This window comes from Vibrio sp. 1CM23M (assembly GCF_023161755.1).
GTDB classification, from domain to species: Bacteria; Pseudomonadota; Gammaproteobacteria; order Enterobacterales; family Vibrionaceae; genus Vibrio; species Vibrio coralliirubri.
This window is the reverse complement of the sequence record NZ_JALNTR010000002.1, coordinates 545598-569334: the sequence shown is the minus strand read 5'-3', so window position 1 is coordinate 569334 and position 23737 is coordinate 545598. Positions and strand designations below refer to the sequence as shown.

Below are 23737 nucleotides of genomic sequence, written 5' to 3'. Positions count from 1 at the left end.
TCTCGCATCTCGCATCTCGCATCTCGCATCTCGCATCTCGCATCTCGCATCTCGCATCTCGCATCTCGCATCTCGCGCATTCTATATCGTACGTATTTCCATACATCGACGCCTCACTTTAGTTATTACCCATACATTTAAAATGGACAGCTAGAGAGTATGAATTAAGTCTATCTTATTGGTTTTTTAAATCCGTTCAGTGAAATTGAACAGAGGTTAAATCTAATTGAATTTAAATCGACCGAGTGATTTGCTGTAATGCGCTCAATAAACAGCCAGTTAATCTATTTTGTTGATCTAAATCTAAGGAGAAGCTTTGCGTAAGTCCGCTTTAGCTTTGATGTTACTCTTTTTATCGACTGTCGCTTCGGCAGCTGAGTACCAGCAACTCGCCAATATGTGCATTGCTTGTCATGGCAGTAACAGCGACACCTCGTTTCCCTCTATCCCTAACCTTAAGTGGCAAAACCAAGTCTACCTTACTGAGCAACTGACTGACTTTAAAAGTGGCAAGCGTGAGGACAAAACGATGTCTAAAGTCGCGCAACTATTGTCAGAAGAAGACATCAAGAAGTTAGCTAATTACTTTTACCAACTGAACAACACAGGGTCACCACAATGAGTTTAGATAGAAGACAGTTCCTTAAAGCCGCGCTTTCAGCAACCGCAGTATCTGCATTGCCGGTGTCGTGGGTATTTGCTGCGAATCGCCCTGAAGGTTTAGCTGCACTGGACATCAATGCATTAACGTGGGCAAAAGCAGAAGATCTACCGGATTACTACACCGTTTTAAATACCAATCCTTTGAATGCGTATCCGCCAGAAAGTATGCTTGCGCCTGCTGTGACTCCTGCAGATGTTCCCTTTGTTCGTTGGAATGGTTTGATGCCAGATTTTACGGAGATGGACCCAGATACTTGGATCTTTGAAGTGAAAGGTGAATCGGTAAAACAGAGTAAAACCTACACGATAGCTGAGCTCAAATCTAAGTTTAAACATCACACGCAAAGCCTAGTATTGGAGTGTGGCGGTAACAGCCGTAACAATTTTTATCCGAGCACTAAAGGCAATCAATGGAACAATGCTGGTGTCTATTGTTCACAGTGGACAGGTGTGTTGTTGAGTGATGTGCTTAAAGACTGTGGCATTAAAGATGATGCGGTTTACGTCGGTAACCATGGCTTTGATAAGCACTTGAGTGGTAAAGGTGAGGCAATTTCACGTGGCGTTCCTATTGCAGCGGCGATGAACGATAACGCCTTGATTGCATGGGAAATGAATGGCGAGCCAATTCCTTATCTCCATGGTTATCCGCTACGAACGGTATTTGGCGGTCGACCGGCTTCTGTTTCTCAGAAATGCACAACAGGCATCAGTATTCGAAACAAGATTCATGATGGACACAAGATGGCGGCTCCTGCTTATCAAGTGCCTAAGAACCCAATCGCTCCGGGTGAGAAGGTGGATAACAAAGATTTCCGAATCATTGAAGAGATGATTGTGAAGTCGCTGATTACTTCTCCAAAAAGTGGGATAGAGTTTGCCCTCGGTAAGAAGGTTAAAGTCAGTGGTCATGCTTGGGCTGGGTTAAGAACGGTTGAGAAGCTGCAAGTGAGTTATGACTACGGCACCACTTGGCATGATGCAAAGCTGAATAAGCCGGTAAACAAGGGCGCGTGGCAACAATGGGAAGCCGATCTAGACCTACCTATGACAGGTTATTATGAGATCTGGGCGAAGGCGACCGATAGCGAAGGCGATAGCCAGCCAGTCGTGCAACCGCAATGGAATCCTAAAGGTTATCTGTTTAATGGTTGCCACCGTATCGCAGTAAGAGTGTCGTGATGCTGTCTATTTCCAATAAGCCTATTGATGGCCGTTCATTTCATACAGACTCAACTCCTGTCAGCAAACGCAGTTACCGTAAAGGCATAATGAGAGCGGCATTGGTGAGCAGCTTATTAACGTCGATGCTTGTTCATGCTGAAGACATTCCAGAGAACCCAAAAGACTACTATGGCGTAGATAAAGCGTCGGGGCTGATTATGGCACCCGGTTGGGAGACCGTGAAAGGGCAATGTAACGCCTGCCATACCAGCTTAATCGTTGCTCAGAATAGCGGTAATCGAGAGCAATGGCGTGAAACCATTCAGTGGATGGTCGACACTCAAGGGCTGTGGGATCTGTCTGATACTTGGGATCCGGTATTGGATTACCTCAGTACCTACTATCAAGACAAAGGCATCGATATGAACAAATATCGTCGTAAGCCTATTGATAGCGCTTTGATGCCACCTATGCCGGGAGAGAGCCAATGATCATCAATCGATTAAAACGGACCGCTCTTGTGAATGGAATTGTTTTTAATAGAGCTGTTGCAAATAGAGCTATTGCGATAGCCGCTGCAGCAATAGTTTTGTCGCTGTCGGCGTGTACTGATGAACAGCCGAGCACTGAAGATAAAGTTGCCTCGCGAGTCGAATCATTAGGAATAGAATCGAAACCAGCGCCGAAGCTTGAAGTGGAAGCTAAATCTGAGGTTGAAACGCTTGTCGATAGCAAGGTAATCACCAAAGATTACATACCTAGCTTAGTGTCAGGTGAGAAGTTGGTTCAAAATCTATGTAGCCAGTGTCATGGCGACAAAATTATTCCCTTCGTACAATCTTATCCGAATATCAAAGGTCAGAAAGCTGGGTACATTCTTAAACAGCTGCGTGATTTTAAAAGTGATGAACGCCAAGATCTGTACATGCAGTCGGTGGTCAAACACCTTTCAGATGAAGACCTACAAGACGTAGCCGCATTCTATGGTACGTTGAAGCCATTGGACTTATACAATCGCACTAAAGAGTATTATCACCAGTAGGTGCGCTTTCTCTGGGTACTGGCTAAGTTGGTCTCTACGAGGTTCGGTGGGCAAAACAGTAGATAACGATAAGTAAAACGATGGATAAAAGAAAGGGCTGCGATTATGCAGCCCTTTGTCGTTCTTGTTTATGATAATTGCTTAATCAGTGATTAAGCCGCTTTAATGTGCGTTGTGATGTATGGTTGCCATGCTTGTTGATAAAGCTCTAAAGATTGGCGTCTTAGGCTATTAATTTGTGCCGCTTCGATATCGTTGATTGGGCGATGTTCTGCAATTGCGTGACGCTCAATACCTTGGATAATTTCGTACAGCTCGTGCTCAGGGCCACTTTTCACATCAGCAATCGCTTTTAAGTGGAGTTGAACCTCTGCAATGATGTTGGTTTTAGGTAAACGAACCAACAAGTTAAGGTCACGGTAGCCAGAGTCAGCTGGTGATTTAAACTTGTTTTTCAGCTTAACAACGTCTGCTTCACGGCTTAACGCTTCGTAAACTTCAACCAAGCTCTCGACATCGTTCGCGATGATAGTTGCACGGGCTAAGTCGGTAATTTTTGTCACATCACCATCAAGCTCAAGGGCGATTTTTTCTTCTGCACGAGCTTGAGATTTAACGCCAGCAAATAGTGCTTCAGAATTGGTGAGTAGAGCAGTACTTTTACAGATAGTTTCTAGTTCAGCTTGGCCTTGATGCGCTTTGCTGTACAGAATATCGAAGTCGGTGTAAGGCTGAGTCGGGCGTGAGTCGAAGGCTTTGATGCCGTAAAGGCCGCTCAAACTATGACGGAATACGTTTGAAGATACTTGGTTTTGCGCAGGAGTGCGCGTTTGATCAGTTGAACTTGTTGAAACAGGTGCTGCTGCGAATGCAGGCGCTCGGCTCAATACTAGAAGCATTAGGGCCGTCGTACGGAGAAATACACTCATTCAAACTCCAAAATACAAGGTTACAAAAAACGGGTAGTCAAAAGGGGTAACCAGTAACGCACAAGAGTAAAAACAGCTTAACTAAACTCACTACATATTAAATGGGGCTAGCTAAGACAGAAACCAACTCTAACGTTTAATATTGCTTTAAAATGTGAAGATATAGACAAATAATCCAAGCGTTAGTTCCGCAATTATCAGAACTTTGAACTTAGCCAGCTTCTGATTTTATCGAAACCAATTTGGTACTTTAAACCAAGCTAAGGTTGCTCTTACCTCTCTATACTGTACCCTTGCATTATGACTGTTTAACATGAACGAAAGATGAATAATCCTGAATTTTGGCACAATAAATGGGCAGCCAACCAAATTGGTTTCCACCTCGAAGATGTAAACCCACTTCTGATTAAATTTTGGGAAAAGACTGAGCCTAGCTACGAGAAGAGTGTGTTTGTTCCACTTTGTGGCAAAAGTGAAGATCTGATTTGGCTAGCTTCAAAGCATGAAGATGTTCAAGGTGTCGAGTTAAGCCAGATTGCGGTTCGCGCATTTTTTGCAGAGCACCTTTATACGCCGACTGTGACTCAAATTAGCGGTCAGCACGAGCTCTACCAATTCGATGAACTGAACATCTACACAGGCGATTACTTCACAGCGCCAATCCAGCCTGTCGATACCATTTATGATCGCGCGTCTTTAGTCGCATTGCCTGAAGAGATGCGAGTGCAGTATGTAGAGCGTTTGAAACAACTGCTGAAACCGGGTGGTAAGATCCTTCTGGTGACTCTAGATTATGACCAAAGCGAGATGGCGGGGCCTCCGTTTAGCGTGCCTAAACTAGAGATCGATCAGTTGTTCGCAGGATACAAAATCACGTTGTTGAGTCAAGATATTGCGGACGATGAACATCCGAAGATTGCTAAGAAAGGCTTGTCTCGATTCAGTGAAGAAGTGTATTTGATTGAGTCAGACGCTTAAGTTCAGTCTGCTTAGTTAAGCTAACAGATAACACCAACAAAAAGACGGGCTCGATAGCCCGTCTTTTTTATTGTTCAGATTTGAAATCGTGATTGTTCAGAATTGAATAGCAGGTTAGTAAATCACTTTTACTTTTGACGCGCTCTCAATTGCATCTTCAATCGCTGTCTCAGTGCTGTTGCGACGAGTAAGCGCCACACCTAGACGACGGCGGCCATCGATATCAGGCTTACCAAACAGGCGAACTTGTGTTTGTGGTGCGTCTAGCGCCTCTGTAAGACCTTCAAAACGAATGTTGGTTGAAGTGCCTTGGCCAAGGATAACCGCTGATGCACAAGGGCCGTATTGCGTGATGGATTTGATCGGCATACCAGTAAAGGCTCGTACGTGCAGTGCGAATTCAGATGAGTCTTGAGACATCAATGTCACTAAGCCAGTATCGTGTGGGCGAGGGGATACTTCATTGAAGATAACGTGATCGCCTTTAACAAACAGCTCGACACCAAAGATGCCGTGACCACCTAGTGCGTTAACCACTTGTTCAGCCGTGTATTGCGCGGCTTTAAGTGCGTTGTCTGACATCACTTGTGGCTGCCATGATTCACGGTAATCACCGTCTTCTTGGCGGTGACCGATAGGCGCACAGAAGTGAACACCGTCGACTGCGCGAACGGTAAGTAGCGTAATTTCGTAATCAAAGTCGATGAAGCCTTCAACGATTACACGGCCCGCGCCAGTACGACCGCCTTCTTGTGCGTAGTCCCAAGACTTCTGAATGTCTTCTTCTGTTTTGATAACGCTTTGACCTTTACCTGAAGAGCTCATTACTGGCTTAACAACGCAAGGCATGCCCACGAATTCAACAGCGGCTGAGAAATCTTCAAAGGTGTCTGCAAAGCGGTAAGGAGAAGTGCTCAGTTTCAACTCTTCTGCAGCTAGACGACGGATACCTTCGCGGTTCATCGTTAGCTTGGTCGCATTCGCAGTTGGAACGACATTTAAGCCTTGCGCTTCTAGCTCTACCAGTTTGCTGGTGGCAATAGCTTCAATTTCAGGAACCACATAATCTGGCTTTTCTAGTTCAATGATCGCTTGAAGTGCATCGCCGTCTAACATGTCTAATACATGGCTACGATGCGCAACTTGCATCGCTGGTGCGTCTGCATAACGGTCACAAGCAATAACTTCTAAACCTAAACGTTGGCACTCGATAGCAACTTCTTTGCCGAGTTCACCTGAACCTAATAGAAGTACACGAGTAGCATTTTCACGAGTAGCAGTACCAAACATAGAAATTCCTTCCGATCTTTTGAACGATTGATTGAAAACGGGGTGATCATACTTATTTCAATGATAAAAGCAAACGTTTGCGCAAGTTGTTGCGTTAATTACAGGCATAAAAAAAGCAGCCCTGTTAAATAGGGCTGCTTATTTAAATTTTTGTTAATCAGATGTACTTAGATTGCTAAGTAAGTCACTGGAATGTCGGGATTAATCGCTTCTAATGTAGATTGCGTATCCGCTAGGTGACTGATGTTACCTTCGGCGATTTCAACCAAAGCAGCACTTTCAATTTGTTCGAAATCGAAGCCAGCCAGTTTAAGTTGAATTAACGCGACTTGCAGAGGAGGTAGGCTCGGGTTGAACGCTGCATTTTCTGCGTAAGCACCCGTGAAAATCTCACCTGACGTGAGTTGTAATGAAACACCACTTAGGTTTTTGGTGTAAGGAGCATGACTGCGGTTTAGTGCTGCTAGCGCTTCTACAACAATAGGCGTTGTTTCTTCGGTCGTGTACTTATGATCAAGTTTTGTCATTAGGCCAGTTGTCACACCTAAATCAGCAGGGCCGAACGAGTCTGGTAGGTACTCTTGCAGAGACATTTCATCACGTTGTGGCAGCTGAACTTTAAGTTCTTTTGCTGTTGTCAGTTCGTTCATGAATTGACGACAGTGACCACAAGGACTGAAGTTGATGGTGATATCTGAGATACCTAGTTCGCCTTTCATCCAAGCGTGACTGATTGCAGATTGCTCAGCGTGAACGGTTTGACCAAGTTGAGCACCAGCGATTTCAAGGTTTGCACCAAAATACAGAGTACCAGACAAACCACGCACGATTGCACCAACATAAAAGTCAGATAACGGAGCGTAAGAATACGCTGCGGCAAAAGGAAGTAGCGCAATACGTAGTTCGTCATCCGCTAGACCACTTGCTTGCAGTAGGCTAGCAAATTGTTCTGGAGACAATGTCGCGTCAAAGTTGTCTGCTAATACGATGTCACTCAAAAGCGCTTTCATTGATGATGGAGCACTTTCCAGCGCCAGGGTAATACGACTGTTCATGTTGAATCCTTAATTGACCTTAGGCTTTAAGTTTATGCATTGCTCAGGAATTTTCTGTGATAAAGATCACTATTGAATTGTTGTTGTTACATTGGTTTGCATAATTAGAGTGAGGTCACACTTGAAATCGATTACAAGAGCCATTTATCCGCTGATATCGCACTTAGTGCTCGTAAAAGACCGTGACTTGACTGCTATTGCTAAATAAATGCGAATAAAAAGCCCAAACAGACACTGTAATAAACAGCATTCTGGTTGGGCTGGATCGCGTAGTGATCGTTTAGGTTAAGAATAGAACCAAACCACGAGCGAAAATATACTCGGTGCGATGATTGAGGTAATGACGCCACAAAGCACAAGAGCCAAAGAACTGAATGCTGCATCTTCCTGATTCTTTTCCGCACAAGTCGCGGTGCCTAAAGCGTGAGACACGGTACCCATGGTTAAACCACGGGCGATCGGGCTCTTAATACCAATGAGATTGTAGATTGGATAAGCAAAAATTGCCCCAAACAAACCAACAATCAATACCAGTATTGCCGCAATCGCAGCTTCACCACCTAAATGGCTCGATACTTCCATCGCAATTGGTGTGGTGACTGATTTACCTAATAAACTCGCAATCAAAGTTAGGTCCGCTTTAAAAGCCACTGCTATTAATGCTGTTGTTGTCATCGACATCACACTGCCTAGCGTGCAAGCAAAGGTAATGATGCGCCAATTCGCTCTGATTTGAGGTAGCTGTTCATAAAGCGGGTAAGCAAGTGCAACAACCGCAGGCTGTAGCATGTAGGTAATCCAAGTGTTGTCAGCATAGTAAGTCTCAAACGGTACTCTAAAGAACGTGAGAATCGGAATGATGATACCAATGCTGATAAGCAGGGGGTTACACAGCGGCGAGTTTACTTTTTGACTTACCCAGCGAGCAAATAGGAATACCACGATGGTGAGTAGAATCCACATGATCAGTTACCTCTCGAAAGCAAGCGGTCTAAGAACCATGATAAGGACACCAACACCAGTAATGTACCACCAACGGCGCTCGCCATAATTGGCAATGCGTTCGCGATGAGCATGTCGAAATGATCCATCAACCCAACACTGATTGGAACAAACAGTAAGATCATTAGGCGGATAATCAAGCTTGCACCGGGTTGTACCCAGTGCGAAGGAACAATACCAATCACCATGGCGGCAAACAGAATCAACATGCCAAAAATACTGCCTGGGATTGAGGTATCCAAAAAGTGCTGTAACGCGTTACCTGCTGTAAGTGCACCTATGATTAAGGTGAAGGAGATTAAGCAGTAAACCAGTTGGATCAATCTTTCTTTCAAAGTGTTACGTCTCTTGATAATGGAATTAACTAGCTAACTTTTCTACGTACTGATAAACCGCCTTCAAGATAGCCATTTTCTTTTCGTCGCTTTCATGTTCGTGCGCGAGGTTTTCAAGGTTGAGCATGTACTCTTCTAAACGGCACTCATAAAACTCACGACAATGGTTCGCCCATTTCAATTGCTCAGCTTCGTCGAGCGTCCATGGGAAGTTACGTGCACGGTAACGGAACAGTAACGGTTTAATTCGTTCGTCACTGAAGGTGATATCTAAAGCTGCCAAGTTGTTCGGGTCAGTTTCGCGAATGATGTTCATCGCTGTTTTATCAGCAGGTGAAAAGAAACCGTCGTAAAGGTGCGTATCAACATCATCACTCTTTTCGTACTCGCGTTCTTGTGAGTACAGGCCGATCAGTTTTTCGCGGATCTCTGGATGTTCGCGCAGCAGTGCCAAGTTCTTCAAGCATTGTTGGCGATCAATACCGATGGTTTCGGCATTTTCAGCCGTCAGCGTTTTGGCTGGAGCAAGAATAGGGCACTTGTTCAGTTGAACCAATTTGATTGGTACTGGTAGCTCGTCTTCACCCAGTTCACTGCGTTTGGTGTAGAGTCTGTCTCTGAGTTCACCAGCGTCCAGTTCTAACAGTGGGCTTGGATCTTTGGCTAAATCAACCACGATAACGGCATTTTGATTGGTTGGGTGCCAAGCCATAGGCACAATCCAACTTGTGTAGTTGCAGTCACGGCCAAACATGCCAGAAACGTGCATCAATGGTGTCATGTTTACGATATCAACCAGGTCATTCAGCTTACGCTTATGACGCATGTTGTAAAGGTAATCAAACATCTTAGGTTGTGCAGCTTTCAGCTTCTTCGCTAACTCGATGGTCGCAATAACATCGGCCATCGCATCGTGCGCGTTTTCGTGTTCAATGCCGTTTGCCACAGATAGGTGTTCCAGTTTGAAGCTTGGGTAACCTTCTTCGTTCTCTGGCCAAACAATGCCTTCAGGGCGCAGTGCGTGAACAGCGCGCATTACATCTAATAAATCCCAACGAGAGTTGCCATTCTGCCAGCTCCATGCATATGGGTCGATGAAGTTTCGGTAACAGGTGTAACGCGTTACTTCATCATCGAATCGAATACTGTTATAGCCAAGGCTTGTGGTGTTAGGTTTCGCTAACTCAGCATGGATCTTAGCGATAAACTCAGGTTCAGGAAGACCTTGTGAAGCCGCTTTCTGTGGCGTGATACGGGTAATCAATGCAGCTTCAGGTGCAGGGAGGTAATCAGCAGGAGGTTGGCAATAGATAACCAGAGGCTCTCCAATAACATTGAAATCTTGGTCGGTACGAACACCTGCAAACTGACTCGGACGGTCTTTTGCTGGGCTAACGCCCCAAGTTTCGTAATCGAAAAAGAAGTAGGTTGGCTGATTATCTGAACTCATTGAATTTCCTGAACAGCAAGCGCGGAACGTTTACTGTGGCTGAAGGTTAGTTTTGTTCAGTATCTGATAGTATGCGGTACGCGTGCAACCCAGATCACAAATAAATTGCCGGAAAACGGTGCTTTACTATTCAATCGAGTCAGTGGGGAAGGTTTTGAAACCAATTGTGGCTTTTCATAGTCGCGATTCTGCCTAGTTACCTCTTTTCTTACCTTAGCCTTTGTAAGGTGATGAGTCGGGTTTCAGGTTGACTGCGAATGAGTTTGTTTGTCTTTTACTCTAAAGCTGTGTTTTTAGAAACATCTCGTTGTTTTTTGACTGGTGGTTAATCTGCTGTACTGGTACCAGTACCAGTACCAGTACCTGAGGCTAATCCGCTGTGCTTGTGTCTAAACCGCAGCGCAAATGTCTAATCCGTAGCACAGATGTTTAAACCGCTTCATTTACCTGTCTAGGCTCTGTCCAAAGATGGTGTTTTTCATAATACAATCTCCTTAGATTTGACTTGATTTTCGGTATTTATGATTGTTGGGGTTAATTTGACTGGATAGTTGTACCTGTCTCACTTTTAATACTTTATATAATCCGTGTTTGAATTGGATATAAAGAAAACTCTAATATTTCATTTTTATTGCAATACTGTGTAGATATCAGTTTGTTTCACTTTTGAGACTATATTGCAACACGTCGATCTATATAGTGATGAATCTGAATAGAATAGTGGGGGAATGTTCTATCTTATTTTTGGACTATTTAAGTTGAGGTGTTTTTATAAATATAAATAACACACAGAAACAAAGGAATTAGATGTAAAACCAGTTTTATATCTAATTGGTAGTAATACTCTAATACCATTATTTTCGTTAGTGTTATTTATATCAATTTGCGTGATCTTATTCTCACTGCGCCTCATTTCTTTATAAATAAGTGTCAATATATATATTTTCTAAATAGGATTGTTGTTACTTAATTGTTAACTTTGATTGACTATTAGGTAACCCTAATAATAAAGCCGATTTTATATAAAGGATTAAAGAAATGAACAAAGTCTTTAAGGTTGTTGCTGTATCTGCACTTTCTATCTCTTCAGCGAACGTTTTCGCTGTGAGTGACACTTTTGATGCAACACTAGAAGTAAAACAAGCAATTACAATGACAAAAACAAGTGATCTTGACTTCGGTATCATCACTTCAGACAACACAACGGACGTTGTCATCGCTCAAGGCGATGCAGGAGCGGCGGCATTTACTCTTTCTGGAGAGTCTGGTGATGCAGTAACAGTCAGTATTTCTGATACTAACTTGGTGAATGGCGTAAATACGATTGCAGCTGAATTTGACTTTAATAATGCTATTACCCTTACGGGTGGTACTGCGGATCTTAATATTGGCGGCACTGCACGTACTTCAAGTGCGACATTAGTTGCTGGTACATATACTGCTAACGTTGCAGTAGATGTCACTTACCAATAATTAAATGAAACCAGTATAATATTACGGCTGTTGCAAAGCAGCCGTCTTTATTATGAGTGTTCTATTAAAATACACGGTTTATATCAGTCTTATTTTTTATTCTAGCCCTTTTCATGCGCTAGAAATTATTCCTGAGAATATGGAAGTGAAATTTCCAGGCATGTATATCTCTGGATCGGGTCAGAATGCGGATTCAAACCCAGCCAATAGTCAGGTTTATGTAGTTCGTTTTTATGTTGAAGGTGAGCCGGGTAAAAAAATCGTGGTTTCTCTCCCTTCCAAGCAATACCTAAATCATTCTCGTAAATCCAAGCGTCTGCGTATTAGAAAGTTTTATTTTGGTTGTGGCTTATCAAAGCGTGGTAGAGCCAAAATCAAAGGGAATGGAAGAAGCAAATTATTGTGTATTGGTGCCAAAGTGAAAATCGGCGCTAACCACCCAGCAGGCCTTTACACCAGTACAATCCCTTTTGAGGTTAATTATAAATGAAGTTGTTTATCTCATGTGTTCTCGGCTTAATCTTCACAACACAAGCCTATGCTCAGTTACTCATCGCACCGACTCGTTTTGTTTTGGATGCCGGCACTTCGGTGACTGAAAAAATCGTCGTCGAAAACAATTCAGATCAACCGATTCGCTTGGAGATAAAACCGATTTATCGCCCTGTAAAGGCGAGTGGCTTGGTTAGAACTGACGCTAATATTGCTGAATCGGAAGACATCGCGAGTTGGATTAAAGTGTCACCACCAATAATTCGTGAACTTAAACCCAATCAAAGACGCACGGTTCGCTTACGCATGAATGCTCTGCCTGCTGACATGGCTGATGGTGAATATCGTGCTTACTTGTGGTTTTCCCCAATAGCAAAAGCCGCCGAGTTATCAGACATTGCGTTGTCTTCAAGCAAAACCAACAGTGATGGTTCAGCTTTTCAACTGAACTTTCACATCAACAGTTATGTTCCTGTTTATGTTCAGAAAGGTGAGCAGGTACAAGATGTTAAGTTTGCGTGTGACAATCAAAGCATCAAGATTCGTAACGACGGTAACTTTCAATTTACTGCAAAATTGAATGTCGACGAGCATAGTGAAAAAGTGGTGCTACTTCGTAATGCTGAACTCACTAAACCTTTCCCAAAAGGGTCGAAGATCTCACTGGTTCAGAACGAACAGCCTCTGTACGAATGTGTTCTGTAGTGCTCGTTTCATTGTCGCAGACTCTTTAAAGGCTAGTGTTCAATTACATGCTTTGGCGATTCTTTTTGCTCGCCTCATTGTTTCCTTTTGCTGCGTATTCACAATCTGAAGAAGAAAGTGAGGCGAGCGAGCTCTATCCAGCCCATGTTGAAGTTCGAGTCGGGAAAGTCGGGGATAGCTTTTATCGTGTCATGATGGATGACTACGAAGAACCCTTCATTTCGATATCCAATGCCGCTTTTTATCTGCTCGAAATGAATGGTCAGTGTGATGAAAGCGGATATTGCGAATTGTACTTGCCACAAGATGCGGGCAGAGAATCTCCGCCGTATATTGTTGATACTGAACAAGCCATCTGCTACCGCGATGACAACAATATCCAGTCGATCAAATATCAAGTCATCGACTCAGAAACTTTCATTCATTGGTACAGCTTACAAGCTTGTATCCCGGCTAAAGTGCGTTGGGATATTGATGATTACCGGCTCACCGTTTCTCCAGAATTTAGCTCATTGACTGAGTTGGAAGCGGCTATTTCTAAGATGAAAAATGAATCACGTAAGAAGGCCGAGGATCTCAAGCGAGCTGAAAACACGCCAGCTTTCGAACCTGTTGCCGCTGTGGGTTTGGCGACTCGGTTAGCGGCTTCTGTTTATCACGACAGTGAAACTGGCGGTGATGTTTACGCAATCTCAGACACCATATTAAGCACTGAACACTCCTTGTCTCGCTTGTCGATTGATTCACGAGAAGATAACCCCATCGTTTATTACAACATTGCGGTTGAAGCTCATGAAGGTGAAGGCTCTTTGGAAGTCGGCCATGTGTTATTAGATGGCAGCGTCTTTACTGTGAATCAAACCCTCGAAGACGGGCTCTATTACACCAATCGAAAGCGACAGACAGAGTTCGGCAACCTTCAACTCGAACGAACCACTCAACCTAACATCAGCATCGATGTTTTGGTTAATGGCATCTATCAAACCACTTATCGCTCTGATGAGTTTGGACGCTTCGTTGTTGAAGAAGACAATATTTCCCCCGGTGACACCATTAAGTTTCGCTACTACTTGTCGAAAGGTGTCTGGCAGGAAGAAGAGATCACCGTTGCAGGTCTCGAAGATGCATTTCTGCCAAGCAACGAGTGGGGTGTGCAAGTGGTCGGTAATGAAGGCGCAGACCGAGCGGGCGCAGTGTCGCTTGAGTATGGGCTTGCCGATTACTTCACCGTGGGTAGCGCCTTTATGAGGCAACATGGCAAAGACCTGATTGGTTTTCAAGGACGATACTTACCAGCGCACTGGTTTGCGGGCCATATCGGTTGGTTACCAGAGTTCAATCGCTTTCCAATGGAGTTTGATATTTTGATCGACGGCGATCAGTCGGCATCGATAGAGCTTAATAAAACCGATGAATTGGACTTAGAGTCGATGGAGTACGACGTTTTCAAATATAACTTGTCGCTTGCCAATCTAACGGCCTTTTTAACGGTAAGAGATTATGACGACGAATTGAGCGTTGAACCCAAGCTCAACTCGAAAGTGGCTCGTAATCTGTTTGTCTCATACGCCGGTGATTATCGATACACCAAAGCTTCCCACCAAGATGATTATCTACACACTATTGGCTTGGCCAAAAGCGGTTTTTCGGATACGTCGTGGAATATCTCAGGAACCGTTGATGGCTCGGGTCATCATGAACGAACGGAATTGTCTTTAAGGAATGCGTGTAAAGAGTGCCTGCTCGATCCTCTGGAGGTTTTTCAAGAGCTCACGACCAACGTATCGGCTCGCTATCAAAAACAAGAGGTTTCGTTTACGGCTTCCTTAGAAGCTCGTGTGAACCCTTACTTACTCTTTAAGTTTGAAGGAACCGAAGACCGATACGGTGTTGAGATGACAACCGAATTCGGCGCGAAGACTTACTTTGATGAAAGCATTGGTGAGTTTGTTGAGTGGAATCGATACAACCATTCTAAGCTGACGGGCATTGTTTACGATCACCACAAACAGCCCATACCAGGTGTAAGCCTTCAAATCTTGGACCAACGAGCGGTCAGTGATGCAAAAGGCCGATTTGAATTCTCAAGTGTTCCAGCTCGAGATAATCTACCTATCTATATTGATGAAGGGGCGCTCGACCTTAACCTGACACCGATTCAAAACCCTGTGTTTGTAAATACTAAGCAAGTCGGGCTAACTCATGCTCATATCGAAATGGTGGTGTCATTTGGCGTCGATGGCACGGTAGAAGGTGACCTAGAAAACAGTGCTTATCTGCACTTTAAACATATCCAGAAAGGCACCGAGTATTCGAGCGAGATTGAGAGCGATGGCTTTTACATGGTAGAGGGGTTGATAGCGGGCAAATACATTGTGACTTTAGAAATGGGAGACAAGCGATACGTGCAAGGTGCCGACTTGGACGGAGATTTCTGGGTAAGCGACCTCACATTCAACCTCATCGATTTTCATAAGGTGTATTGATCTTTGCTGTTAGCTTCGGTTGAGCACACGCGAATTAAACTACAGTATTTCCTTATCTATTCTGACTCTGCAAATAGAATTAATGAGCTAATACATAAATGAAACTGAGGTTTTAACTTAAGTTGACGCTCTTTTTCATAAGTACAGTAACCCTATAATACGCACATTACCCATACAAAAGAGTTATGCAATGTCTGTATTAAGCCATAGAAACAATCAAACAATCATCCCTTCGAAAACTGCAATCGTTAGACATGGGCTACCAAAAATCTCATTAGCTATTTTAGCTGCATCTCTGATTACGCCGATTACTGTGCATGCTCACGGCAACGTCGATATATCAAATGGAGCGCAGATTGATGTGTATGTCGCTAATGAAGAGCATCATGGTCATGGTAGCTCAGACACAGAACAATCTTACGGTATTGAAGCGGTATGGATGGATGAAACCGGTTTATTTCTCTATGCGGAAGGTGAAACAGGTGCTCATGATTTCTACCAAATAGGTGCTGGTCATTATTTTAAGCCTACTGACGAATTAGGGTTGTTTGCATACGGTGCATACGCTCAAGGTGGTTACAACGACAGCAATGAGATTCGTGCTCGTTTCGGTGCGGATTATCAAGTCAACCATGAGCTAACATTGAATGGTCGTATTGGATACGATTACGGCAACAGTAAAACTTCAATCTCTGGACATGATGGTTATATGTACAATGACCATCACCATGAATACGACCACTCGTCTGCAAATAGCCAAGTTGCCCGATTAGATGCTGGCTTTAATTATGAGTTAGGGCATGTTGCCGTATTTTCGTATAATTATGTTGTTCAAAAACAGTTGGAATCGAGCTTAGTTCAAGACAATGATACGAATCTTCATTACGAGGCTCGACTAACTTATACCGATACTGATCTTCAACCATACGTTGAATATCGTCATAATAATAAGGCGTTTGACTCAGACCATTTTGAAGAAAACGTAGTGCAATTCGGTGTTTCGTTTGCTTTTTAGCCACGTTTAACTCGCTACAATGTTTCGTAGGCAATGAGACTATTATGTTTGACCTTGTTACCTACGTTCGATTCAAAGTGTTTAAGGTATTGTTATATTTTTGATTCGTTAGCTGGTACTCCCTCCTGTTTAATCCGAGGGAGGTGAGAGTATCAACTGGACTTTCTGCTTCATGGTTAGCTCTCGGTTCTTCAAATCTTTGAATATGGCCTTCCATTCTTGAAAGGTGACCACTATCGGGTTAAAACTGTTTACAGGCTTGGTGACGCCGTAACGCACGGTTTCAATTTCAGGCTCGAACGTACCAAACAATTTATCCCAAATGATCAAAACGCCGGCGTAGTTCTTATCGATGTATTGCGGGTTTTTGCCGTGATGTACTCGATGATGCGAAGGGGTATTAAAGATGTATTCAAGTGGCCCCAAGCTTCGTATCCATTGTGTATGGACGAAGAACTGCAAACCTAGATTGAGAAGCACCACAAAGATGACCCACTTAGGTTCAAAGCCTATGATGACGAGCGGTACCCAAAATAGCCACATGCCTGCGAATGGGTACATTAAGCTTTGACGGAAAGCCGTACTGAAGTTCATGCTTTCTGAACTATGGTGCGCGACGTGTGCTGCCCACATCCAGCGAACACGATGACTTGCTCTATGGAACCAATAATAGAAAAAGTCTTGTAACACCATCAATACAACAAAGCTCAGCACGCCCATTTCAATGTCCATTAAGCGCCAACCAAACATCCAAAGATACAGCTGCACGACCAATAACCCGGTGAGCAAATCGGAGAGTTGATGCATTCCTGCCAGGGTGAAATTGCACATCACTTCTGAAAGTTTATAGCTGGAATTATCTGGCAATCGACCTTGCTTCTGACCGATAAAATACTCAGCCAACATGCACACCACGAACAAGGGCGCTAATACCAGCAGTAGCCATTCTGGGTGATTGATTAATGCGTCGATATTCATGTTTTATCCTTGTTGTGACGCCATGCGCGTTCTTAGTATCAAGTTTACTTAGATTTGGTCGCCTGAGATTCAGTCAGCAAAATTTCGCTACCAGCGAGCAAAGTGATCTTCAGTTAGGCCAAGAACACCATCGAGTTGATGTGTCACTCCATTATTGTCTTCAACCGAGCCAGAAAAGTAACCAACGAACTGGCGAAAGTTACTTTTTAACAGCCATAAATTGAGCTTTTCGCTGCGATTATTTAAGGGCGTAAAGGTCAGGTTTATACGTCCATCTTGTGATGTTATGTGCCAAGGTAAATTCGTGTTTTGGCGACTAAACGCAAATTGTACCGGGTTAAGTAAGTGCCGAGTTCCATTGATCCATAATACGTTCTCGCAGCCTCCCGTTTCATTGACGCCTGCTGCGAGGTTCAAGCCAATATCACTGCCATTGGATTGCGTGTTTATACTTGCCCAGCGCCAACTGGTCTCGCGCCTCATGTAACCCGCAGAAAAGTCATAACCGGCACTAGCTTGAGTGAGATCGAGTGATTTTCCTTTGATTTGGATGTCGCCGCTGATGCGCAAAGCATTGTGCTTTTGGGTGTAAGTCCAACCTGAATACCCCGTTGGGCTGCACATCGCCATGGGCAAGCTGTCGGTTTCAGGCTCTAAAGCGATATCGGCCTTGATGAGTTTGGTATTCAATCGAACTTGCCATTGCCCGCCTTCAATATTAAAGATGATGCTTTGGCCTGCAATGTTTGTCGTGCCGTCAAATGGCGAAGCGGTAACTTGTTTATCAAACCCTAATGGCCTCAACCAAGATGACTCTTCTAGATGGTTGTTTTCAATATCGTACAGATAACAAAATGCCGAGCCTAAGTAGCGAATATCCGCGATTGCCACGCCGATAATGTGCGTGTCGGTGACGATGCTGACAAATTGAAATTGCTTGTAGTGGAAGTGCTTCTGCCAAAGGTTTGCTTTTGCATCCATCGAGTTTCGGTAGTCAAAGTTCTCGATGTTCAGGTGCTTTGGGATGCCATCGAAATGTCCAATGATCGGCTGACCATTAGAATCAATCAAACTGTGTGGAGCAAGATTCGTTTTTATCATTGCGATAGTTCACATAAATTTAACAACTAAAGCCATTGTGCAATGAGTAGCGTAGAATTGGGAGGTCATATTCGGACAAGAGCACTTTACCAATCACGATTTTGTCAGCATGTGCTGTTGAAGGTGAGTAGTCATGTTGATGGGAATGGGCTCGATATAAGGAGAGACGATTGGAGATTATCGCGGAGTATAAGCCAACCGAGCATCGGCATCAGTTGGGTACACTAGATATCGCGCTGCTGTTGAATACGCTAGAGCAGCGAGGCGTTGTGATTGAAAGGCTACTCAATGATGTGGGTTTGCCAAACATGGATTGGCGAGATCCGAATGGAAAACTGACTTACGCTGACAAGCTTTCGTTGTTTAGCGCGGCTAATCAGAGCTTTCCTCACGATGGCTTGGGGCTTTGGTTGGGAGAACACGCTAGCTTGAGCCACTTTGGTGTGTTGGGTTATGCACTATCAACCAGCCAAAATGTCGGGGAGGCCATCAAGTCGGGCTTCAAGTATTTACGCCTGAATGGACCTATCTTCTCGGTTAAATTGTTTCTAGATTCCGAGCAAGCAGTGATTCAGATTGAGAACACCTTGGAAGTGGGCAATCTGCTCCCTTTCTGCAGTGAGTATTTCTTAAGTTCAATCGTCTCTTTGTTCAAAGAGCTGAATGGTCATGAATTGGATATTCACACTTTGGGTTTGCCTTATGCTCGCACTAATTACGCCAAGCTCTATGACGACCGTTTCCAGTGCCCTGTAGTTTTTGAGCAGAGCCATTGTGAACTGCGTTTTGATGTATCGGTTTTGTCGCAAACCTTATTGACTCATGATGCAGCGACACTGAAGCGCTATCTTGCGTCTTGCCAGTCGATAGTCGAAACGTTGGACTCTGAGCATCTACTGACTAACCAGATCAAAACGATCTTTTATCAAACTGCAGGCAGCTTTCCGACTATAGAACAACTCGCGGATGAGTTTGGTTGTAGCTCTCGTACACTCAGGCGAGAACTGGTTACTCATGAATCCAGCTATCAAATATTGCTTACCGAAGTTCGAGTGGAACTGGCCAAAGAGCTGTTACTCGGCACAACCATGAGCATTGATGACATCGGTGAAAGGCTCGGTTATAGCGACCCTGCAAATTTCAGAAGGGCGTTTAAAGGGTGGCTCAATAAAACGCCCGCGCAGTTTCGTGATGGTTTAAGTTAAGGCGTTACTTTCTAAAGAACTGCTCCCTGAAATCGGTGACTTGCTGCTGATAGTAACTGTCCCAATCTTGTTGAGTCCAAGTGGCATAACTTGAGGAGCGCTGAGAGTCTAAGGTCGCTATGAGCTGATCCAGTTGCTCGTGATAACTCATCACGGTTTGTTGCTGTTGTGCGACTTGTTGTTCTCGCGCGGCAATGTTGCTGGCCTGCGCTTCATCTAAGTAGGCATCTTGGAGGTCGGCTTTGACTGATGCTACTTCAGTAGGGCTATAGCTGCTGGGTATCAAAGAGACTGCCAGTTCATATTTTTGAAGCTGTGTTTCGGCGTTTAACGTGCCCGTATTGTTTTGCCATTCACTAAGCAAATCTTGATAGTTGGCCAAAAACTGGCTCGCTTCGTTCTCTTCAAGGGTGTTTGCGTCGAGCGTAAAATCCAGATGAGCAAACTGGTCAGCGAATAGCTGGTGGGCCAACTCGCCCCATACTTGCTGTGCAGATTGTTTGAATAGGGCAACACGCTCTTCAAGTGTCTCTATGGATTCAAGAGGGATAGTGCTTTGGGTTAATTGCCAGTCGACTGATAGCTGCGGATAGTCGCTCAATAACTCAAACCATATACTCGGCAACTCCGATTTCAATCGCGCGAGTTGCTCTGCACAGTCATCACGTTGTTGGCAAAGTTTCCAGAACCCATCGAGTTTATCGAGCAAAGCCTTGCCTTCAAGCTCAGTCAAGTTTTCAGCATTCGTTTCCCCGCCCGATGACTCAGCTTGGGATTGATTGCTCTGTGATGCTGCATTTTCTGAACTGGCGGTTGTAGTTGGTGTGAAATTATCGTCAGCAGTTGTCGTAGAAACACGCGGCTTAGGTTCTGTGTGTTGAGCAGAAGATAGCGCTGTTTCGTTCGTTTTTGATGACCACGAATAGCCAATAATGCTCGCCGTTAAGACGAGCATGAGGATTAAGATAACTCGATGCATTCTTGGTTCACCGAGTTACTTAATGACGGCGCTAACAGGGAAGTGGTCTGAAAGGTTGTAGTGCTTCCATAACTCACTGCTTGTTGATCTTGGGACATCCACACGATTGTCGTTATGCGCTTTAGCGGCATATTCCGAGCTCACTACCACATAATCGAGATACTCAACGTTCTCACCACCCGACATAGGTTCACCCGCAAAGTTGTTGATGCGTGGGTCAAAGGTAGAAGCGGTGTAACCAGAGTATGTTGGTTCATCAGCCTGCAGGTTAGCGAACATCTGTTGGTAGTCGTCTGGGAACTTGAGCTTGTTCACGTTGAAGTCACCGCTGTAAATCACAGTCTCTGATGCCGGGATATTCAGAGATTGAGACAGTGCACGCATCTGCTTGAATTGACGTTGTCGGTAGTCACGTGCAGTGTCCGTATCGAATGATGCCGTGTGGGTGCCGAATACATGGTAAGCCTGACCATTCTTGATCACTTCGGCGTAGTTAACGCCTTTATCAGCAAAGCAATCTGTGCCCGTGCAATCCGGGAAAACATACTGAGCTTCGTTAACGATAGGATAGCGGCTGACAATGATTACGCCGCCGTCATAGATGTTAATCCCATCTTTATCGAGCATTTTGGTTTGATAAGGATACTCTTTCGCAAGCTCACGCAAGAACTCATCTCGGCCGTTGGCAAACACCTCTTGAAGCGCCAGCACGTCGTAGCCCTTTACGTATTGAGGGAGCAGGTCATAGCGGTCACCAATATGTGAAGCGATGGCAGGCAACGCCCAGATGTTGTAGGTCATGACCTTGAGTGTATTGGCATCCGGCTCTGGTTGCTCATCCACTTTTGGAGGGGTGATGGTGTAATAAATATCATCGTAGCGCGCTGTAGAATCGGCTTTGAGGGCTAGCTCTGCGTTGATCCCGAAGGCATCGGTTGTGCTGCGATGAATATTACGATCGTCATGCAACGTTAGGTTGACGTCTGCGGCACTCAAACCATGTTGCAGTGTCGAGTTATACCAATGTCCCTTCATGGTTTGGTTGAGCGTGACACTCTCGCCCACAGCGTTCGATATCACAGTGTCAAACTCATAGGTCTCCCCAGACTTTACTCCAGTCCAGCGATTGAAACTGATCAGCTTCTTCGTCTCCCAAGGGCCAATCTGTTCAACATGCTGTTGCCACTCATCACCGAGTTGAAGCAGGTCGGTACCGGTGTGGTTGGCTTGAATCGTCATCACTTGATTGGTGTTATTGGTGAGATACACGTCGGTGTCTGCTATGGCAGAGGTTGAAGCGATTGATGTGGATGCCACAAGTGCAGCTAACCAAGTCCATTGAGTTTTCATCGTTTACGTTATCCTTATTGATTGATGTCTAGAATAACGTAGTCAAGAGTTATGACATTGGAGTTATAACTCTATGGCATTTATTCAAATATGAGATATATGCCAAGGTTTTATAAAATTGATTAACCATTGAAAATTAACATATTGTCTTGTTGGAATGATAAATGGTACGCGCGCGAATAATAGAGTCAGTTAATGCTTTCGAGTCTGTGGATCAGCCAATGTTGGCGTGCTTAAACGAAAACTGTTTGTTGGGGGAGAGCAGAGGTTGTGAGCAACTAGAAGGGATTATGGCGACAGCTTAGATCTATCAGCACAAATTTTGCGATTGTTCTGTAATTTACTCTTGTTCAGTAAACAGAAACCTTAAAAACAGGTATGATAGTACCGTTTTTAATCCTGAACTGGGAAAGTCATGGCAAAGTTAACACTCCAAGAGCAGATGCTTAAAGCTGGCTTGGTAAATGAGAAAAAATTAAAGAAGGCGAAGAAAGGCTCTAAAAAGTCTCGCGTTCAGTCTCGTGAAGCAAAAGCGGCAGCTGAAGAAACTAAACTGGCGCAGCAAGCGAAAGACAAAGAGCTAAACCAACAGTTGAAAGAACAGCAGTTGAGCAAAGAAATTAAAGCTCAAGTGAAGCAACTGATTGAGATGAATAAGATCGAACAGAAGAACGGTGAGATCAAATACAACTTCACCGACGGTACGCTAGTTAAATATCTTTACGTAGAAGAGCTGACTCAAAAGCAACTAAGTAAAGGCATTCTAAGTATTGCTCGTCAAGGCGAGAGCTATGTTGTTATTCCAACAGCAGTAGCGAACAAGATTGCTATGCGCGACGAAGAATCTATCGTTGATACGCAGGCAGGTAGCACAGACGAAGTAGACGAAGATGACCCGTACAAAGACTTCGTGATCCCAGATGATCTGATGTGGTAATCCGTTTTACCTAGCTCCATTCTAATGGCTAGCTAAGTTTACAGGATCTAAGAATGCAGCGAACAATCACTCGATTGGCGCTGCATTTTTTTTGGCGCAAAATGACCTTAATAAACCTAAGCAAACCTCTATAGTGCGTCCCCTTAATACGGGAGAACACACATGAAAAAACGCACCAAAATTGCTTTCGCAACCACTCTGTTTTGCGCTGGCATCACTTTAGCTCACGCACAAGATTCTAATGAAGAAGTGATTGATCCTTCGAACCTGACCGCTGTTAACACATCCGCTTATTTAGGCTTTAGTAACCAAGGCGACGTGAAACTGTCGGGCTCTATTGGCTATGGTTTACAAAACGGTCAAATGGCGATGGGTACCATCGAAGGAACCATGGACCAAGACGGAAAATACAAAGACAGCCGACTGCAATATTTCCATGTTATGAATTTCGCTAACCCTGTTATGCCGTCAGCGGCGGGCTCGATTGATATCATCGACAATACTCAGTTCACGACTGCAGCGTTGGGCGGAGTTGTGATGATCAAACCGGACGTAGAAAACCTAACTCTGTTCGGTCGAGTGGGCGTACTAGCGGGCGATTATGACAGTGATTTTGCATCTTCGATGGGTGAAAAAAAGACCGACATACTCGGTGGTATGGCTGCGGCGTATATCTCATGGAAGCCGGGTGCTGATGGCACGTACTTTATGCTTTCACCTGAGTACACCTACATGGATGGTGACATTGAAACCTCATTACTGAAAAGCTCAATAACTGCGGGTACGCCTTTGTCGAGCGATGGTACTCGTTGGGGGCAATTTAAGATTGAAAACACCAATGGCAGCATGAAATCTACATCGAAAAAAATCGATATTGATGACACGGTAGCGTGGGTTTTCTATAAGGTTTACTTCTAGAACCTACACCTATTTAACGATTAAAAATCCCGAAGCATGGAGGCTTCATTCAATTTCAGTTTCTCATCTTACTCCTTCACTTTCCGCAACCTGTTTTAATATCACCCCTTGTACGCTTCTTCCATCTACTCACCCAAAACCATTCAATCAAAGATCTATGCCCGCACGTCTACGTGGCTCTTATCACTTG

The 23737-nt window shown here is 44.3% G+C and carries 23 protein-coding genes; 13 read left to right on the top strand and 10 right to left on the bottom strand.

What is annotated here, in order from left to right:
• Positions 1-316 precede the first annotated feature (316 nt).
• Genes MSG35_RS07920 through MSG35_RS07905 form a run of 4 tightly spaced genes read left to right on the top strand, consistent with a single transcriptional unit; the run spans position 317 to position 2869 of the window.
• Positions 317-622, top strand: coding sequence for a c-type cytochrome (locus MSG35_RS07920; protein WP_248383616.1), 306 nt, complete (start codon positions 317-319; stop codon positions 620-622).
• Positions 619-1845 (top strand): molybdopterin-dependent oxidoreductase, encoded by a 1227-nt coding sequence (locus tag MSG35_RS07915; protein ID WP_050621503.1) that lies wholly within the window; start codon positions 619-621, stop codon positions 1843-1845. The genes MSG35_RS07920 and MSG35_RS07915 overlap by 4 nt, the downstream gene beginning before the upstream one ends.
• Positions 1845-2318 (top strand): cytochrome C, encoded by a 474-nt coding sequence (locus MSG35_RS07910; RefSeq protein ID WP_248383615.1) that lies wholly within the window; start codon positions 1845-1847, stop codon positions 2316-2318. Before MSG35_RS07915 ends, MSG35_RS07910 begins: the two co-directional genes overlap by 1 nt.
• Entirely contained in the window at positions 2315-2869 is a 555-nt protein-coding gene (locus MSG35_RS07905) for a cytochrome c (protein ID WP_248383614.1), read from the top strand. Before MSG35_RS07910 ends, MSG35_RS07905 begins: the two co-directional genes overlap by 4 nt.
• A gap of 152 nt (positions 2870-3021) precedes the next feature.
• Here MSG35_RS07905 and MSG35_RS07900 read toward each other — a convergent pair whose 3' ends face one another.
• Positions 3022-3798, bottom strand: coding sequence for a RelA/SpoT domain-containing protein (locus MSG35_RS07900; RefSeq protein WP_017059130.1), 777 nt, complete (start codon positions 3796-3798; stop codon positions 3022-3024).
• A gap of 324 nt (positions 3799-4122) precedes the next feature.
• Between MSG35_RS07900 and MSG35_RS07895 the strand changes: the two genes are divergently transcribed.
• Positions 4123-4776, top strand: coding sequence for a thiopurine S-methyltransferase (locus MSG35_RS07895; RefSeq protein WP_248383613.1), 654 nt, complete (start codon positions 4123-4125; stop codon positions 4774-4776).
• A 114-nt stretch (positions 4777-4890) separates the two neighbouring features.
• On the opposite strand, the gene purT is transcribed toward MSG35_RS07895, so the two are convergent.
• The 5 genes from purT to sbcB all read right to left on the bottom strand — a co-directional run bounded on the left by purT (position 4891) and on the right by sbcB (position 9908).
• Positions 4891-6066: a formate-dependent phosphoribosylglycinamide formyltransferase gene (gene purT, locus MSG35_RS07890; protein ID WP_017059132.1), complete on the bottom strand. Its 1176-nt coding sequence runs from the start codon at positions 6064-6066 to the stop codon at positions 4891-4893.
• A 167-nt stretch (positions 6067-6233) separates the two neighbouring features.
• Positions 6234-7121, bottom strand: coding sequence for a cytidine deaminase (cdd, locus tag MSG35_RS07885; protein ID WP_248383612.1), 888 nt, complete (start codon positions 7119-7121; stop codon positions 6234-6236).
• A gap of 285 nt (positions 7122-7406) precedes the next feature.
• Entirely contained in the window at positions 7407-8084 is a 678-nt protein-coding gene (locus MSG35_RS07880; RefSeq protein WP_017090893.1) for an LrgB family protein, read from the bottom strand.
• A gap of 2 nt (positions 8085-8086) precedes the next feature.
• Positions 8087-8458 (bottom strand): CidA/LrgA family protein, encoded by a 372-nt coding sequence (locus MSG35_RS07875; RefSeq protein WP_004734867.1) that lies wholly within the window; start codon positions 8456-8458, stop codon positions 8087-8089.
• A gap of 25 nt (positions 8459-8483) precedes the next feature.
• Positions 8484-9908, bottom strand: a complete 1425-nt coding sequence (sbcB, locus tag MSG35_RS07870; RefSeq protein ID WP_248383611.1) for an exodeoxyribonuclease I — start codon at positions 9906-9908, stop codon at positions 8484-8486.
• Between the two features lie 1038 nt (positions 9909-10946).
• Here sbcB and MSG35_RS07865 point away from each other — a divergent pair.
• From MSG35_RS07865 to MSG35_RS07845, 5 genes are all read left to right on the top strand, one after another.
• On the top strand, positions 10947-11381 hold the full coding sequence (locus tag MSG35_RS07865) for a DUF4402 domain-containing protein (protein ID WP_048611824.1): 435 nt from the start codon (positions 10947-10949) through the stop codon (positions 11379-11381).
• Positions 11382-11433: 52 nt separating this feature from the next.
• Positions 11434-11871, top strand: coding sequence for a DUF4402 domain-containing protein (locus tag MSG35_RS07860; protein WP_248383610.1), 438 nt, complete (start codon positions 11434-11436; stop codon positions 11869-11871).
• On the top strand, positions 11868-12578 hold the full coding sequence (locus MSG35_RS07855) for a molecular chaperone (RefSeq protein WP_248383609.1): 711 nt from the start codon (positions 11868-11870) through the stop codon (positions 12576-12578). The genes MSG35_RS07860 and MSG35_RS07855 overlap by 4 nt, the downstream gene beginning before the upstream one ends.
• A 47-nt stretch (positions 12579-12625) precedes the next feature.
• On the top strand, positions 12626-15064 hold the full coding sequence (locus MSG35_RS07850) for a carboxypeptidase-like regulatory domain-containing protein (protein ID WP_248383608.1): 2439 nt from the start codon (positions 12626-12628) through the stop codon (positions 15062-15064).
• A gap of 190 nt (positions 15065-15254) precedes the next feature.
• A complete protein-coding gene (locus tag MSG35_RS07845) occupies positions 15255-16079 on the top strand; it encodes a hypothetical protein (protein ID WP_248383607.1) in 825 nt (274 codons plus the stop codon).
• Between the two features lie 129 nt (positions 16080-16208).
• Here MSG35_RS07845 and MSG35_RS07840 read toward each other — a convergent pair whose 3' ends face one another.
• Positions 16209-17057 carry a sterol desaturase family protein gene (locus tag MSG35_RS07840; RefSeq protein WP_248383606.1) on the bottom strand — a complete coding sequence of 283 codons (849 nt, stop codon included), beginning with the start codon at positions 17055-17057 and terminating at the stop codon, positions 16209-16211.
• An 87-nt stretch (positions 17058-17144) separates the two neighbouring features.
• The gene (locus tag MSG35_RS07835; protein ID WP_248383605.1) at positions 17145-18158 is read right to left on the bottom strand and encodes a DUF2804 domain-containing protein; all 1014 of its coding nucleotides are present in this window, start codon (positions 18156-18158) and stop codon (positions 17145-17147) included.
• 170 nt (positions 18159-18328) lie between these two features.
• Between MSG35_RS07835 and MSG35_RS07830 the strand changes: the two genes are divergently transcribed.
• Positions 18329-19363: an AraC family transcriptional regulator gene (locus tag MSG35_RS07830; protein WP_248383604.1), complete on the top strand. Its 1035-nt coding sequence runs from the start codon at positions 18329-18331 to the stop codon at positions 19361-19363.
• Between the two features lie 4 nt (positions 19364-19367).
• Here the strand turns inward: MSG35_RS07830 and MSG35_RS07825 are convergent, their stop codons facing one another.
• Both MSG35_RS07825 and MSG35_RS07820 read right to left on the bottom strand, forming a co-directional pair.
• Positions 19368-20318 carry a chromosome partitioning protein ParA gene (locus MSG35_RS07825; RefSeq protein WP_248383909.1) on the bottom strand — a complete coding sequence of 317 codons (951 nt, stop codon included), beginning with the start codon at positions 20316-20318 and terminating at the stop codon, positions 19368-19370.
• Positions 20319-20357: 39 nt separating this feature from the next.
• A complete protein-coding gene (locus MSG35_RS07820; RefSeq protein ID WP_248383603.1) occupies positions 20358-21692 on the bottom strand; it encodes a sphingomyelin phosphodiesterase in 1335 nt (444 codons plus the stop codon).
• Between the two features lie 415 nt (positions 21693-22107).
• On the opposite strand from MSG35_RS07820, the gene MSG35_RS07815 reads away from it, so the two are divergent.
• On the top strand, positions 22108-22629 hold the full coding sequence (locus MSG35_RS07815; protein ID WP_010441213.1) for a DUF2058 domain-containing protein: 522 nt from the start codon (positions 22108-22110) through the stop codon (positions 22627-22629).
• A gap of 162 nt (positions 22630-22791) precedes the next feature.
• Positions 22792-23547, top strand: coding sequence for a hypothetical protein (locus MSG35_RS07810; RefSeq protein ID WP_081228617.1), 756 nt, complete (start codon positions 22792-22794; stop codon positions 23545-23547).
• Positions 23548-23737: the final 190 nt, after the last annotated feature.

Bases quoted from the DNA above. Each gene is read 5' to 3' on its own strand.
- MSG35_RS07825 (WP_248383909.1), bottom strand. From the start codon at position 20,318: ATGCTCGTCTTAACGGCGAGCATTATTGGCTATTCGTGGTCATCAAAA.
- MSG35_RS07815 (WP_010441213.1), top strand. From the start codon at position 22,108: ATGGCAAAGTTAACACTCCAAGAGCAGATGCTTAAAGCTGGCTTGGTA.
- MSG35_RS07810 (WP_081228617.1), top strand. From the start codon at position 22,792: ATGAAAAAACGCACCAAAATTGCTTTCGCAACCACTCTGTTTTGCGCT.
- MSG35_RS07865 (WP_048611824.1), top strand. From the start codon at position 10,947: ATGAACAAAGTCTTTAAGGTTGTTGCTGTATCTGCACTTTCTATCTCT.
- MSG35_RS07820 (WP_248383603.1), bottom strand. From the start codon at position 21,692: ATGAAAACTCAATGGACTTGGTTAGCTGCACTTGTGGCATCCACATCA.
- MSG35_RS07915 (WP_050621503.1), top strand. From the start codon at position 619: ATGAGTTTAGATAGAAGACAGTTCCTTAAAGCCGCGCTTTCAGCAACC.
- MSG35_RS07895 (WP_248383613.1), top strand. From the start codon at position 4,123: ATGAATAATCCTGAATTTTGGCACAATAAATGGGCAGCCAACCAAATT.
- MSG35_RS07855 (WP_248383609.1), top strand. From the start codon at position 11,868: ATGAAGTTGTTTATCTCATGTGTTCTCGGCTTAATCTTCACAACACAA.
- MSG35_RS07880 (WP_017090893.1), bottom strand. From the start codon at position 8,084: ATGTGGATTCTACTCACCATCGTGGTATTCCTATTTGCTCGCTGGGTA.
- MSG35_RS07900 (WP_017059130.1), bottom strand. From the start codon at position 3,798: ATGAGTGTATTTCTCCGTACGACGGCCCTAATGCTTCTAGTATTGAGC.
- sbcB (WP_248383611.1), bottom strand. From the start codon at position 9,908: ATGAGTTCAGATAATCAGCCAACCTACTTCTTTTTCGATTACGAAACT.
- cdd (WP_248383612.1), bottom strand. From the start codon at position 7,121: ATGAACAGTCGTATTACCCTGGCGCTGGAAAGTGCTCCATCATCAATG.
- MSG35_RS07910 (WP_248383615.1), top strand. From the start codon at position 1,845: ATGCTGTCTATTTCCAATAAGCCTATTGATGGCCGTTCATTTCATACA.
- MSG35_RS07840 (WP_248383606.1), bottom strand. From the start codon at position 17,057: ATGAATATCGACGCATTAATCAATCACCCAGAATGGCTACTGCTGGTA.
- MSG35_RS07860 (WP_248383610.1), top strand. From the start codon at position 11,434: ATGAGTGTTCTATTAAAATACACGGTTTATATCAGTCTTATTTTTTAT.
- MSG35_RS07850 (WP_248383608.1), top strand. From the start codon at position 12,626: ATGCTTTGGCGATTCTTTTTGCTCGCCTCATTGTTTCCTTTTGCTGCG.
- MSG35_RS07845 (WP_248383607.1), top strand. From the start codon at position 15,255: ATGTCTGTATTAAGCCATAGAAACAATCAAACAATCATCCCTTCGAAA.
- MSG35_RS07835 (WP_248383605.1), bottom strand. From the start codon at position 18,158: ATGATAAAAACGAATCTTGCTCCACACAGTTTGATTGATTCTAATGGT.
- purT (WP_017059132.1), bottom strand. From the start codon at position 6,066: ATGTTTGGTACTGCTACTCGTGAAAATGCTACTCGTGTACTTCTATTA.
- MSG35_RS07905 (WP_248383614.1), top strand. From the start codon at position 2,315: ATGATCATCAATCGATTAAAACGGACCGCTCTTGTGAATGGAATTGTT.